The 13,452-nt window shown below is 28.3% G+C and carries 16 protein-coding genes; 8 read left to right on the top strand and 8 right to left on the bottom strand.

Annotated elements, in window-relative coordinates; all coding sequences use genetic code 11:
• Positions 1–5: 5 nt before the first annotated feature.
• From Q0997_RS10535 to Q0997_RS10520, 4 genes are all read right to left on the bottom strand, one after another.
• On the bottom strand, positions 6–1,502 hold the full coding sequence (locus tag Q0997_RS10535; protein WP_299888528.1) for a beta-lactamase family protein: 1,497 nt from the start codon (positions 1,500–1,502) through the stop codon (positions 6–8).
• Positions 1,503–1,549: 47 nt separating this feature from the next.
• Positions 1,550–3,025 carry a hypothetical protein gene (locus Q0997_RS10530; protein WP_299888525.1) on the bottom strand — a complete coding sequence of 492 codons (1,476 nt, stop codon included), beginning with the start codon at positions 3,023–3,025 and terminating at the stop codon, positions 1,550–1,552.
• 83 nt (positions 3,026–3,108) lie between these two features.
• A complete protein-coding gene (locus tag Q0997_RS10525; RefSeq protein ID WP_299888522.1) occupies positions 3,109–3,678 on the bottom strand; it encodes a hypothetical protein in 570 nt (189 codons plus the stop codon).
• Positions 3,671–4,219: an RNA polymerase sigma factor gene (locus Q0997_RS10520; protein ID WP_299888519.1), complete on the bottom strand. Its 549-nt coding sequence runs from the start codon at positions 4,217–4,219 to the stop codon at positions 3,671–3,673. The genes Q0997_RS10525 and Q0997_RS10520 overlap by 8 nt, the downstream gene beginning before the upstream one ends.
• Positions 4,220–4,389: 170 nt before the next feature.
• On the opposite strand from Q0997_RS10520, the gene Q0997_RS10515 reads away from it, so the two are divergent.
• From Q0997_RS10515 to Q0997_RS10480, 8 genes are all read left to right on the top strand, one after another.
• A complete protein-coding gene (locus tag Q0997_RS10515) occupies positions 4,390–4,941 on the top strand; it encodes a DUF2911 domain-containing protein (protein WP_299888516.1) in 552 nt (183 codons plus the stop codon).
• Between the two features lie 15 nt (positions 4,942–4,956).
• Positions 4,957–6,036 (top strand): methylmalonyl Co-A mutase-associated GTPase MeaB, encoded by a 1,080-nt coding sequence (gene meaB, locus Q0997_RS10510; RefSeq protein WP_299888513.1) that lies wholly within the window; start codon positions 4,957–4,959, stop codon positions 6,034–6,036.
• 238 nt (positions 6,037–6,274) lie between these two features.
• Entirely contained in the window at positions 6,275–6,952 is a 678-nt protein-coding gene (locus Q0997_RS10505) for a hypothetical protein (RefSeq protein ID WP_299888510.1), read from the top strand.
• Between the two features lie 29 nt (positions 6,953–6,981).
• Positions 6,982–7,650, top strand: a complete 669-nt coding sequence (locus Q0997_RS10500; protein ID WP_299888508.1) for a hypothetical protein — start codon at positions 6,982–6,984, stop codon at positions 7,648–7,650.
• Entirely contained in the window at positions 7,623–8,396 is a 774-nt protein-coding gene (locus Q0997_RS10495) for an ATP-binding protein (RefSeq protein ID WP_299888506.1), read from the top strand. The genes Q0997_RS10500 and Q0997_RS10495 overlap by 28 nt, the downstream gene beginning before the upstream one ends.
• A gap of 12 nt (positions 8,397–8,408) precedes the next feature.
• Complete coding sequence (locus Q0997_RS10490; RefSeq protein ID WP_299888503.1) at positions 8,409–9,053, top strand: response regulator transcription factor; 645 nt, start codon at positions 8,409–8,411, stop codon at positions 9,051–9,053.
• Between the two features lie 34 nt (positions 9,054–9,087).
• Complete coding sequence (locus tag Q0997_RS10485) at positions 9,088–9,807, top strand: glycosyltransferase (RefSeq protein WP_299888501.1); 720 nt, start codon at positions 9,088–9,090, stop codon at positions 9,805–9,807.
• Positions 9,800–10,420 (top strand): lipid-A-disaccharide synthase N-terminal domain-containing protein, encoded by a 621-nt coding sequence (locus Q0997_RS10480; protein WP_299888499.1) that lies wholly within the window; start codon positions 9,800–9,802, stop codon positions 10,418–10,420. Before Q0997_RS10485 ends, Q0997_RS10480 begins: the two co-directional genes overlap by 8 nt.
• On the opposite strand, the gene Q0997_RS10475 is transcribed toward Q0997_RS10480, so the two are convergent.
• The 4 genes from Q0997_RS10475 to Q0997_RS10460 all read right to left on the bottom strand — a co-directional run bounded on the left by Q0997_RS10475 (position 10,401) and on the right by Q0997_RS10460 (position 13,447).
• Positions 10,401–10,982 carry a phosphatase PAP2 family protein gene (locus Q0997_RS10475; RefSeq protein WP_299888497.1) on the bottom strand — a complete coding sequence of 194 codons (582 nt, stop codon included), beginning with the start codon at positions 10,980–10,982 and terminating at the stop codon, positions 10,401–10,403. The genes Q0997_RS10480 and Q0997_RS10475 overlap by 20 nt on opposite strands.
• A 5-nt stretch (positions 10,983–10,987) precedes the next feature.
• Positions 10,988–11,215: a hypothetical protein gene (locus Q0997_RS10470; protein WP_299888495.1), complete on the bottom strand. Its 228-nt coding sequence runs from the start codon at positions 11,213–11,215 to the stop codon at positions 10,988–10,990.
• Positions 11,215–12,597, bottom strand: a complete 1,383-nt coding sequence (locus Q0997_RS10465) for an MATE family efflux transporter (RefSeq protein WP_299888494.1) — start codon at positions 12,595–12,597, stop codon at positions 11,215–11,217. The genes Q0997_RS10470 and Q0997_RS10465 overlap by 1 nt, the downstream gene beginning before the upstream one ends.
• 136 nt (positions 12,598–12,733) lie before the next feature.
• A complete protein-coding gene (locus Q0997_RS10460; RefSeq protein WP_299888493.1) occupies positions 12,734–13,447 on the bottom strand; it encodes a hypothetical protein in 714 nt (237 codons plus the stop codon).
• Between the last annotated feature and the right edge of the window lie 5 nt (positions 13,448–13,452).

Genomic DNA, 13,452 nt, shown 5'->3' with positions numbered 1-13,452 from the left:
AACAACTATATATTTTTATTAATCATTGCTTCTAATTTTGTAGCCTTATCTAATGCATATTCTAGTGTATTATCCATCTCATAACACTTCTTAAAATTACTTAAAGCATTTATAGAATCTCCTTTTTCTAACAAAGCATCTCCATAACTATCGTATACATTTGCAGATTCTGGGTACTCATCAATATTTAATTTGAAGATTTGTATAGACTCATTTACATTACCATTTTGTAATAATAAATACCCTAATTGATTAATATTATTTTCAGTCACTTCGTATGTTGTTGTATCTGTTTTTATTTCATGATAATAAGCAATACCTTTATCTATATCCTCATTCAGTATTTTTTTTGCTAAAACACGTTCTGCCTTTAATTTAGGCATTTCATAAGGTTTATTTTTAGAAATATTTGTTAAACCAAAAACAATATCACGAAGATTGTTGTTTGAATTATTAGTTAACAAAATCATCCCGCTTTGATCATCAAGTTCATTATACAAGTAGGTTCCAAAACCAACCCAGCCGCCAGAATGAAATACGACTTTAGGTTCGTTTTTAGACTCAATAAACCAACCAAACCCATAACGTGTTTCTTCTCCATTGTTAAGTTTTCCGGGTTTGAATGCTTCATCTAAATACTCTTTTGAAATAATTGTAGAATTAACCAGTGCCATATTCCATTTATATAAATCCTCTAATGTAGAATAAATACCACCATCACCTCTTACGTCATTTACCAAGTTATAGTCATTAAGCTTTAAATCTAATTGATTTAGTGTTGTTTCGTATCCAAAAACACGGTTTGGCATATTTAAATCTTCAGCTTCTTGATATTTATATAAAACAGTGTTGTTCATCTTTAAAGGCTCGAAAATTTGCTCTTTTAAAAATGTTCTAAAGTGCTGTCCAGAGACCTTTTCAACTATAGATGCTAAAAACAGATAGCCAGTATTACTATACTCCCATTTTTCTCCTGTTTTAAAATCTAATTCTGGATTGACTCTATATATTTCTTTAATAATTTCATCATTCCCCAAAATGTATTTTTTAGTAGAATCTGCTGGTTTCCAATTGTAAGCCAGCAATCTTTCATAATCTGTTAACCCTGAAGTATGATATAATAAATGTCTTATAGAGATATCTGCATAAGGAAAGTTTGGAAGAATACTATTTACTTTTTGATCGTAATCTAATTTTCCTGCTTCTTTTAATTTCATAATAGCCATACCTGTAAACTGTTTACTTACTGAGGCTAAACGAAATTGAGAATCAAGAGTTAAGGAATCTTTAGGGTTAATACTTCTTAAACCTGAAGCATTTTTATAAACGACCTTTCCATTTTTATAGACTAGAACATTCCCTGTTGTAATACCTTGTTTTTGAAGTTTATTTAGAAACTCTGCATAGCGATTAGTTTCTATATCTTGTTTATGTTCTGTTTTACAAGAAAAAAAGCATGCTAAGAGAAAGCATACTATAAATAGTTGTTTAAGTGATTTCATTTTTTGATTGATTAATTGTACTCACTAAATTACAATTAAATCTTCACTTATTCTGCTACCACATTACTATACTTGGCATTAATTATAATAGTTCTATTTCTATTATTATTCTTAGGGTAATTTTTAATCGTCTTGTTGTTTACTCTTTCACTATTAAATTTAGAGTGACTACCTTTAAAGTATAGATTATAATCTATGGCATTAGGTAGTTTTAAAAGTGCATCACTATTTTCTAAAACTATATTTAAATTATTAAAATTCTCTGATATGTTTTGAACATATAAATCACCAAAACTACCATCAATAATACTATTACCTCCTAAAGTTACTATATCTATATTTGATGAAATGGCATTTAGCATTAAATCTTTTGCAGACTTAATAGTTGTTTGATCTGCATAATTTAATTTTAAACCGCCTTCTTTCCAATTTAAAATTTTAGCATTAGAATAAGAAACATTGATGGAAGTGTCACTTCCATCAATGGTATTTGCTAATAATGTGCCATGAGAAACAGTCACATTAGGGTTACTAATTACAGAAGCCATTTTTAGCTCACCGTGCTTAACATTTAGCTCAAGCTTTGCTTTTTTAGGCATTTTAATTTTTATGGTTTTAATTAAATCATAATTCTTAAAATTCTTAGATTTTCTATTTTTAGATTTAGAATCACCAAACGCTTCTTCCATTCTTTCTCCAAATGCTTCTCCAAATTCCTCTCCCCATTTCTCTATAGCCGGCGCCACATTTTTCTCAAAATTCTTTCCAAACTCTTCTCCCCACTTTTCCATACGCTCTTCAAAATCTTTTCCAAAACCTTCTTCAAAAGCTTTCTCTATATCTTTACCAAACTGCTCTCCCCAGTTCTCCATGCGCTTTTCAAAATTATCTAAATCTGATTGCTTGATGCTTTTTGCCCATTCTCGCATTTCTGCTTCATATTCTTCGCCATATTCTTTACGGTATTTTTTACTCCAAGAATCTAAATATTTTTCGCCTTCTTTTTGATAGCGATCATAATCAAAGTCTATATTATAATTGCCATTTGGAGATTTTGGAATACGCAATACACCTAAGGCTTCAGGCAAATCTTTTAATGACTCTAAACTAGTTAAACTCTCTAATAATGGTTCTAAATTCATATTAATATCTGTAGGTAAATTCACTAAAGCTTCAACAGATTCTTCATCTAGAATACTAAGGCTCATATCATTAGACCAAGCACCACGCGAACCTTTAGATGTAATTTTCACTTTACCTCGAGTTCCTTTAACGTCTAAATCCCAGTCATCTAAAGCGTCTTGAAGTTCTTCTTGTGTTAATTTTTTTCCTTCTATATAAGCCTCAACTTCTACATAATCCTTACTCCAAGTATCTACTTCAATGTTAGTATGACTAGTATTTAAATCTATAGTTACATCACTATTGACCTTTATACTTTGAGAGGTTTTCTCTAATTTGTTTTGTGCTGCCACACTAAAAGTTGTAAGCAACAGTAACATTATTATTTTTATATTTTTCATTTCTTTTGATTGTTTAAAGTGATACTGAATACATTGATAAACTCAATTCAATTTTCAGTATACACTGTTCGATTTTTGATTGTTTAAATACGACCTGAATTTGCTGCACTCAAATCTTTTAATTGTTCTTTTAAACGATACATTAATTTTAATCTCAATTTTAAATTACTAATTAAAGCATCTACAGTAGGTTCATCTGGACCTTCATTAGCTAACTCAACAGATAATCTATGATACTCTGCCTTTAAATCATTTAAGCGATTTACATAACCATCAAACAATTCTTTATTCTCTGGTGTTAGCTTAATTTTAGATAACTCTAAATTAATATTAGCTAAATAATAGTCTTCAACCTTTTTAAGGTCTGGAGATATCTCGCCTAAAGTCATTGTCTTTACATTCTCTTCTGGTTCTGTCACTGTAACTTCTTTTCCAGAAGGATCATCTGTATTAAAAATTTGAAATGCTCCAAAACTTAATCCTAAAAGCAATACAATACTAGCTGCAATATTTATAAAACTAAATCTTGATTTTTTGCGTTCAGGTTTAACAGCTTCTAACTTTTTAAGAAAGCGATGCTCATGACCTTCTGGCATTTTTTCTACAGACATTTTTTTATCTGCTTCAAATAAGTCTCTAATATCTTTAGCCATAATGTTTATGTTTTAGTAATTCTTGTAATTTTTGTTTTCCTCTAGACAATTGTGTCCGTGATGCTACCTCTGTTATATTTAATATCTGTGATATTTCTTGATGGTCGTAACCCTCAATTAAAAACAGCATCAACACATATTTATATTTATCTGGCAAACTATTAATAGCTACTTTAATTTCGTCTAAAGTAACTGTATCGTCCACTAACCATTTGCTTTCACTAGAAGTATCTACCACTTTAAGATGCGCATCTTCTAACTCAACTAAGCGTTGCTTTTTAAGTTTTAAGAAGTCTATACTTTTATTAATAACAATTCGTTTTAACCAAGCTCCAAAAGTAACGTCTCCTTTAAATTGATGTAGTTTAGAAAAGGCCTTAATAAAAGACTCTTGTACTACATCTTCAGCTTCTGCCGTATGGATTACAAAACGTTTCGCAATACTGTACATACCATCGCAATACTGGTTATACAATTGTAATTGCGCCTTGCGATTGTTTTGTTTACACAATTCAATAATATCTAATTGAACTACTTTCACTTATTGGTTTTTTAGTTGGTGTTCTCTATAAAGACGACACAAATTTCGTACTGTTGCAAAATTGTTATTTTTTTTTTCAAAAAAGGTATACTATTTGTAAATAAATTATCGTTTTATATTGACTAACAGCCACTTTTTGAAGTATCTTTAACCTTTAAATTTTTTATTAAATGAATTTCTTAAAACGACTTATAGTCGTGCTTTTACTTGCAGCTGTTGGCACATTTTGTTACTCTTATTTTAATGGAGGCATATTAAATAAGCCTTTAAGTCCTAAAAAAACTGTAGTTTTTGAAGTGGATGATATAGAATTGGAAGTTTTTTACAATAGACCCTCTAAAAGAAATCGAGATATATTTGGAGCTTTAGTACCATTTAATAAAGTATGGCGAACTGGTGCTAATGAAGCTACAACTTTTGAAACCAATAAAGCGTTAAAAATAGGAAATGACTCCTTGCCAGCTGGAAAATATACTTTATGGAGCATTCCTAACGATACTTCTTGGAATGTGATGTTTAATTCTAAACAATATAAATGGGGTGTTGATGAGACCATGAAGCCTATGCGTGAGCCAGATTTTGATGTTGTAACTTATACGGCTCCAGTTGAACATTTAAAAAAGCCCGTAGAACAATTTACTATTGCTTTTGATAATTCTACAGATAACTTATCTTTAACAATGGCTTGGGATTTTGCAAAGATTGTTGTGCCTTTAAAGTAATAGATAATAAAGACTTTGAGTTTAGATTCAAAAAAATCAGCATTGAAAGAAAATGATGGTATTTCTCCTCCAGAAATAACTAATGCTAATTCTATTTCAAGAATTAAAAAAAATCGTAAAAAAAGACGCACTGCTGAAGCTTTAGTTTCTGATATTTTAAAGGGTAATATAACCGCTCTAAGTCAAGCTATCACTTTAGTAGAAAGCAAAAATCCAAAACATTTAAAACAAGCAAATGCTATTATAAAAGCCTGTTTACCTTATGCAAATCAATCAATTCGTATAGGTATTACTGGTGTTCCTGGTGTTGGAAAAAGTACTTTTATAGAAGCTTTTGGTAGTTATTTAACCAATACGAGTAAAAAAGTAGCTGTGTTAGCTGTAGACCCAAGTAGCACTTTAACCAAAGGCAGTATTCTTGGAGATAAAACTAGAATGGAAGATTTAGTAAAAAATACTAATGCTTTTATTCGCCCTTCTGCTTCTGGAGACTCTCTTGGTGGTGTAGCTCGCAAAACAAGAGAAACGATTATACTTTGTGAAGCTGCTGGATTTAATACTATTATTATTGAAACTGTTGGTGTTGGTCAAAGTGAAACTGCTGTTCATAGTATGGTAGATTTCTTTTTGTTATTAAAACTTGCTGGAGCTGGAGACGAATTACAAGGTATTAAACGTGGTATTATTGAAATGGCAGACATGATTGCTATTAATAAAGCAGATGGAGATAATATTAAACGTGCTAAACTGGCAAAAGTTGAATTTAATCGAGCCTTACACTTATACCCACAAAAAGCATCAACATGGACTCCAAAAGTTACAACATGTAGTGCTATTAAAGAAGATGGTATAGATACCATATGGGGCATCATTTCAGATTATATTTCCCTAACTTCCAAAAATGACTATTTTAATATTAAACGTAATGAGCAAAATAAATTTTGGTTATTACAAACTATTGAAGAGCAATTAAAAAGTGACTTCTTTAATCATATAGATATTAAAAAAGAACTACAAAAACAGTTAGAACTAGTGGAAAATAACGAGACGACTCCTTTTGTAGCTGCAGAATATTTATTATCATTAAAAAATTAGATTAATAACTACCGTTTCACTTCTCTAAAACTTAAATAATAGGTTTATCTAACCACTTTATAAAACTTCTCGCGCTTAAATTATAGTATCGAAAAAATTAGTCCATAACATTTAAGAATATATCTTTTTACATGCTTTTAACGAATACAGAGATAAAACTCTTTATAAAGGGGGAAAACACCCTTTTAACATATTCACTATTAAACTAATTTTGGCAAACAACCATTATTATTCTATTATGAAAAAAAAACACCTTTTATTAACCGTTATTTTTGCAGCTATATTATTAGTCTGTTGTAAATCTTTACACATATCACCTTTTAATCCTGAAGTACTTGCAAATCATCTTATTTCATCGGATCGTGCTAATAATATTAAAGAGTTATATAAAACAGATAGAATAGATTTATTAGACGACATACTAAAAGATCGTTATAATAATAATGAGTTTAGAGACTCTAAATTTGCGTGGTTTAGTTTAGAAAAAATGAAGTCATATATAAATTACATAGAAGCTATTAATTCTGCTAATCCTGAAAAAGTAGTATCTGGAATACGTATTTATTTTGCGGCCTACCCTAATCAATCTAATGAAGAACACCCAGGTAAGCAAACAATTTTTATGGTACCTACTGTAAAAACAGCTTTTAATGATACAGAATTTGAAATAATGAATCATTTACCTTTTGAAGTACAACCTAGTAATTCTAATATGCCACTTAAAGGGGAGTTTAAAATATTAGATGATCTTATGTTAAGATATAAAAAAGATGAACGCTATAGTCTCTATAGTAACAATAGTAATAATTCACAAAGAATTGGAATATCTAGTAATACTACAAGTAGTCAATTAATGAGAGAAGATGTAACAAAAACTATTCTTAATGAAGGTGATTTAGCACCACCACCAGAATAATCTTTGTTTCCACTAACAAACCTCAACCTATGCTATTAGAAATTTCGTTTACATCTTTAGGCAAATCAATTAAATATATAGAACTTATTACTGCTATAGTAGGTTCTATTTATTATTATAAATACAAACATACTTTTTTAAAGTACTTTTTAATCGTACTATGGTATGTAACTATTAATGGTTTTTTAGGTCGTTTTTTATTTGAGAACTATATTCTTAGAAATAATACTATTATATATAATATATATCATTTTATTAATTTTTCATTCTTATTATTTCTATTTAAAACCTATATAAAAAATGAAAAACAGAAACTATGGATTGTAGGATTTATTATAACTTATATAATAAGTATAGGCATTGATAGTATTTTTTTTAGAGATTATTTATTGAAGATACAGGTTATTCCTTTTATAATTGGAGGCTTATTTATCATAATTAGTATTGTATTCTATTTTTTAGAAATTTTAAATACAAATAAAGTTCTTTATGTATCTAAGAATTTACTATTTTGGATTAGTATAGGACTTCTATTATATTTTGTAGGTAAAATATCAACTAGAATTATTAGAAATTACTATTGGAAAGATATATCATTCTATAATGAAATTTTAGTAGTTGAATTTATTTTAAGTATTGTTATGAATATTTGTTTTATTACCGGATTTATATGCAGCAAAAAGGACAAGCAATATTAATAAAGACATCACCTGAAGGGCAAATTGTACTTGCAGCAATTATAACATTAGTTATTTTATGTATTATCATTATTATACTATTCATAATATTTCAAAGAAGAAAAAACAGTTTATTACTTGAACAAAAAGAAACTGAAAAGCAATTTGAACAAGAAATTGCTAAAACACAAATTGAAATTAGAGAAGAAACATTTAGAAATATAAGTTGGGAATTACATGATAATATAGGCCAACTTATAACTTTAGCAAAAATACAATTACAAAACGATACAGATATTAAAGAAGTTATACTAACTTTAGATAAAGGTTTAAAAGAATTAAGAACACTATCTAAAGCAATAAACCCCGAAGCATTAAAAAACACATCTTTAACTACTGCTGTAGATCAAGAAATGGAAAGATTAAATAGACTTCAATATATTGAAGCTACTTTAATAACCAAAGGAGAAGAACAGGTAATAGATCATGAAGTGGAAATTGTTTTTTTTAGGATTCTTCAAGAATTCTTTTCTAATACTATTAAACATGCTAAAGCAACTAAATTAAAAGTTATTTTAGTATTTACAGAAGATCAATTAGACATAATTGCTGAAGACAACGGAAAAGGATTTAATAAAAAAGAACTTAAAAGTACTGGAATAGGTATCTCTAATATGACAAAAAGAGCGCAATTAGTTAATGCTACAGCTACAATTAATTCAGCCGTCGATAAAGGAACCCAATTACATATTTCGTATTCTTTTTAAAGTAAAATAGACATGAAAACTCATAATATAGTTATTGTAGAAGATCACATATTGCTTTCGCAAGCCATAAGTGTTCTTGTAAATTCATTCGCAAACTTTAATGTATTATATCTATGCAAAAATGGAAAAGAACTTACCACCAAATTAAAAACACCAAAAAACATTCCAGAGATTGTACTTATGGATGTGAATATGCCAATAATGAATGGTATAGAAACCACTCAATATTTAAAAGAGAATTATCCTGAAATAAAAGTAATAGCCTTATCTGTTGAAGAAGATGAAGACATTATTATTAAAATGCTAAAAGCTGGAGCCAAAGGTTATTTATTAAAAGATGTAGAAAAAAACATTCTTGAAATCGCTTTAAATGAAGTTATCTCCAACGGTTATTATCATACAAAAGACGTCTCTAATATTCTTATAAATACATTACATGAAGATTCTAATAATTCTAAAAATAAATTAAAAGAACGGGAAATTGAATTTATAAAATACGTTTGCACAGAATTAACTTATAAAGAAATAGCCGATAAAATGTTTTTAAGCCCAAAAACTATTGATGGGTATAGAGATTCATTATTCTTAAAACTTCAAGTAAAAAATAGAATTGGATTAGTTATTTATGCTATAAAAAATAAGATATTCAAAGTTTAAAAAAGAATACATTTGTAATAATGAATGTAGTCTTATGAATTATGAATTTACAATTATTGTTCCCGTTTATAACGAAAGTGATAATTTATTACGAGTTGAAACCGAATTACTAGCCTACTCTAAAGTAGCATTAAAAAAAACAAAAATTTTGTTTGTAAATGATGGTTCTTTAGATAACAGCCAAGATCTTATTGAAACTATATGTAAAAGAAATGAAATATTTACATGTATTTCTTTCAATAAAAACTATGGTTTAAGTGCTGCAATTAAAGCTGGTTTTGATAATATTGACACTAAATATATTGGCTACATAGATAGCGATTTGCAAACATCTCCAAACGATTTTAATTTACTCATAGCACATATTAATGATTATGACTTGGTAACAGGAATTCGTAATCAACGAAAAGATAATTTATTAAAAAACTGGTCTTCAAAATTAGCTAATAATTTTAGACGCCTCTTTACTAAAGATGGAATAGATGACACTGGTTGCCCTTTAAAAGTAATAAAAACTGAATATGCAAAAAACATCCCTATGTTTAAAGGTATGCATCGGTTTTTACCAGCTATGGTTTTATTACAAAACGGGAATATTAAACAGGTTCCTGTACAGCATTTTGAAAGAACTTCTGGCACTTCAAAATTTGGTTTCTGGAACCGCTCTATCGGTCCTTTTACAGATTGCTTTGTTTTCCTTTGGATAAAGAAACGCTATATAAACTATCATATTTCTAAAAAAGTTAATGACTAATTGGTTACTATATAGTATTGGTTTTTTAGCACAACTATTATTTTCCTCAAGATTAATAATACAATGGGTATTAAGTGAAAAAAAGCAAAGCGTTGTTACTCCAAAACTTTTTTGGGTTCTTAGTTTATTAGCCTCTATATTGCTTTTTATTTACGGTTACTTAAGAAATGATTTTCCAATTATGTTAGGACAAGTTCTTACCTATTTTATATACATTAGAAATTTACAATTACAAAAGGAGTGGCAAAAGCTTACCGCATTTTTCCAAGTAATTATTGTTATATTTCCAATAGGAATGATTACTTATATGTTGATAAATAACAACTTTGATATTAAATACTTACTCTTAAATAAAACGGTAACTAATTGGCTTTTGCTATTAGGTATTTTTTCTCAAGTAATCTTTACATTTCGTTTTATTTACCAATGGTTATATTCTGAGAAAAAAAAAGAATCAAAATTACCATTAGGTTTTTGGGTACTTAGCCTTATTGGAGCAATACTTATTTTAATCTATGGTTTTTTTAGAAAAGATCCAGTTTTAATAATTGCTCACCTTTTTGGTATAATTATATATATTAGAAATATAACCCTTATAAAGACTGTTTTTTAAAACGCTTTTCAAGATACTTATCTAACTTATAAAAGCTAAATCCAGTAATTGCCCCAAAAATAAAACCACTAATAACATCTAAAGGAAAATGCACACCTATATAAATACGACTATATCCCATTAGTGCTGCCCAAAATAACATTATAAAAACGAGGTATTTATATTTATTTCTAAGTACTAAACCTGTAAATACAGCTACAGCCATAGAATTACTAGAATGTCCAGAAAAATAACCAAAACGACCACCACAACCCTCTTTAACAATTCTCATAATATCTATTAAACTTGTATCATGACAAGGTCTATATCTCTCAAAACCATGTTTAAAAATATTAGTTACTTGATCTGTTACTAATACCATTAAAGCTATTACTACAACCGCTAAAAGAAAGGGTTTTAGACTTATTTTTTTCTTATAAATTAAATAGATTAAAAGCGCATATAGCGGAATCCAATAGAATTTAGTAGTATAAAACATCCAGAAACCATCCCAAGTAGAGTTTCCTAGTCCATTTAAAAATAAAAAAAGTTCTTTATCGTACTGTATTAATTGTTCTAACATAAAAATTAATCGTCATATCTTGAAACTTCTCTATCATAAAAAGCTGTTGCTTCTTCAATCAAACTTTCTGCCTCTAGTTCTAATTGTTTTTGATCATGTTGGTCAAAATCCTCTAGCCATTCTACTTCATCATCCTCAAGGTTTATAATAAACATTGGGAATTCTGTGTGAATCACAAATATTGCATTAGGAAAATCTGTATTGTCGCCTAGTATGAATTTTGGTAATGTCATTATGAGTTTTCTTTTTGTAAAATTAATCTTTTTGTTAGATAGTTAAATCTAATATATAATAAAAGTGCAGCACTAGTTAATCCAGCTAGTAACCCTAACCAAATACCAAAGCTACCATACGCCTCTTCTTTCCCTAAAAACCAGCTAATAGGAAACCCTATTATCCAATAAGCTATAAAAGTAATTAATGTTGGTATTTTCACATCTTGCAAACCTCTTAATGCTCCCAAAACAACAACTTGTATACTATCACTTATTTGAAAAATTGCAGCAGCCAATAATAACTTTGAAGCAATACTTACAACTTCCATATTATCATTAAAATTTATAGCATCGTCAAAATCAACATATAGTCTAGGTAAATAATCATGGAATAAAAAGAAAATCAACCCAAAACCAATAGCTAAAATTGTACCTAATAAAAATAGTGAAAATGCAATACGCCGTAACTCAAAATATTGTTTTAACCCTTTTTGATTACCTACTCTAATCATAGAAGCTACACTTAATCCCATAGCTACCATAAATGTCATAGAACTTAAATTTAAAGCAATTTGATTAGCTGCTTGAGGATTTTTCCCTAATAAACCACTTAACCATATAGCTGCTGTAAAAATGGCAACTTCAAAAAACATTTGCATAGCACTTGGCGCGCCTAAATTAATAATCTTTCTAAGCATTAATTTATCCAAAACAAATAGTTTAATATTTGTGACAAAAGCTTTCGATTTCTCTTTTTTTCTAAGTAAATACCATAAATACCAAAGCATTATAAAACGAGACAATAATGTTCCATATGCAGCACCTACAATCCCTAATTCCGGAAAGCCAAACTTTCCAAAAATTAATAAATAGTTTAAAACCACATTTGCAATATTAGCAATTATAGTTGCATACATTGGATACCTTGTCATAGATAAACCATCACTAAATTGTTTAAACGCTTGAAAAATAATAAGTGGGACTAAAGAAAAAGCTACTAAATCTAAATATGGAATTGCAAGTTCTACAACCTCTACAGGTTGTTTCATAAAATACATTAAAGGTTTAGCGAAAAAGACTAACAAAAAAAGTAAAACTCCTAAAACACTACATAGAAACAAGCCATGTTTTAATGACGATTTTCCGCCTTTAAAATCTTTAGCAGAATCTGCTTCAGCTACTAATGGTGTAATAGCTGTACTAAAACCAATGCCTAGAGACATAGCTATAAACATAAAGCTATTACCCAACGATACAGCGGCTAACTCAGCAGTACCTAATTGGCCAACCATAATATTATCTATAAAACTCACAAAAGTATGGCCAAGCATACCTAACATTACTGGTGCTGCTAATTGCCAATTATATTTAAATTCTTTTGTGTAGTTATTTAGAAACATTTAGCAAAAGTAAACTTTAGATTTAGTTTTGCATAGCTTTTTAATAAATTACACTTATACTAAATATATGTAATAAACATCCAACGTTTTTTTTAATATAGAAATGGATCGAGTAGGTTATATAAAGTTCTTTTTTTTACTGCAGGTTAAGTTTTATAATTTGAATAATATCTTTTTCTCCAGCTTTTATTTCACTTAAATCAGTTACTCTTATTACTCCAGAAGACATTGTAAATATTACCAAGTTTGAAATACTGTATTCTCCAGTATGGTATTCTATACCATATTCTACAATATCCTCCCAAAAAATAGTTTTATCTTTTATAAGAAGTCCATTTTCTAAAACAGTTATTTCAGGTTTATATTTATGATAAAAAGCTTTTTTATATGAATAAAAGAAAACTATTAAAAAAAAAACACTAACTATTGTTACTGTAGAATCATAACTTAAATCAAATCCTTTATCATAATTAAACATTAGAAAAACTAAGTACATAGTAAATACAGCAATTGCTGTAAGGTAATCATCAAAATTATCTTTTTTAAAGATTAAACCAAGCGTCTCTTCTTTGTACTTGTACTGACTTCTTTTAAACTTTGATGAATCTGAATATTTGGGTTTATTATTGGATAAAAGCTTCTCAATTTCGTTTAAAGAATAAAGTGCTTCTTTTTTCTTTTTTATTCTCTCTTTAATTTTAGAAACCTCAACTTCATTCTTATTAAAATTTTCACAATTATCATTAAAATCAGCTATTTTATTAGTCAAACTACAATAAGTCCCTCTTTTTAAATCTATAGCTTTGTTTGTACAAATTTTACAGTATATTAAATGATAATCCCTATTCATTTTTT

The organism is uncultured Lacinutrix sp. (assembly GCF_947500325.1).
Taxonomy (GTDB): Bacteria; Bacteroidota; Bacteroidia; order Flavobacteriales; family Flavobacteriaceae; genus Lacinutrix.
Note: the sequence above shows the minus strand (reverse complement) of the source record. Positions and strands in the feature narration are given on the sequence as shown.